Source organism: Pseudoxanthomonas kalamensis DSM 18571 (genome assembly GCF_010211745.1).
GTDB classification, from domain to species: Bacteria; Pseudomonadota; Gammaproteobacteria; order Xanthomonadales; family Xanthomonadaceae; genus Pseudoxanthomonas_A; species Pseudoxanthomonas_A kalamensis.
Genome location: NZ_PDWQ01000065.1, coordinates 1 through 635, shown reverse-complemented (window position 1 = coordinate 635; position 635 = coordinate 1). Strand labels below are relative to the sequence as shown.

General features: G+C 64.4%; 2 protein-coding genes. Both read left to right on the top strand.

The features are described from left to right. Positions 1-376 (top strand): acyl-CoA dehydrogenase family protein (locus CSC70_RS14000; RefSeq protein WP_281349626.1); only part of this gene is annotated, 376 nt, incomplete at its 5' end. Further along, a partial coding sequence (locus CSC70_RS13995) for an enoyl-CoA hydratase-related protein (RefSeq protein WP_211369512.1) occupies positions 373-635 on the top strand: 263 nt, incomplete at its 3' end. The genes CSC70_RS14000 and CSC70_RS13995, both read left to right, overlap by 4 nt.

Below are 635 nucleotides of genomic sequence, written 5' to 3'. Positions count from 1 at the left end.
AACCTACATGCGCGAGCGGAGGCAGTTCGGCAAGGCGCTTAGCGAATTCCAGGCGCTGCAGTTCAAGCTGGCGGACATGGCGACGCAGTTGGTCGCCGCACGCCAGATGGTGCATACCGGTGCCCGCAAGCTGGATGCAGGATGCGCGGACGCGACCGTCTGGTGTGCGATGGCCAAGCGCTTCGCCACCGATGCCGGTTTTGCCATCTGCGACGATGACTTGCAGATCCATGGCGGCTACGGCTATATCCGCGAATACCCGATCGAGCGTTTGCTGCGCGACAGCCGCGTGCACCGCATTCTGGAAGGCACCAACGAGGTGATGCGCATGATCGTGGCGCGTCACCTGCTCAATGGCGAGGAGCAATTGCGATGAGCGATTGGGAAGGACGCCTCCATACCGGTCTGCAGGTCGAGCGCGATGGGCACGTCGCCATCGTGACCTTGAGCAACCCGCCGGCCAACACCTGGACCGTGCACAGCCTGGCGGCCCTGAGCGCCCTGGTGCGCGCGCTGGATGCAGATCGCAGCATCTACGCGCTGGTGATCACCGGCGAAGGCGAGAAGTTCTTCAGCGCCGGCGCCGATCTCAAGCAGTTCGCCGATGGCGTCGTGGCGGCCATCGCCATCGGCAG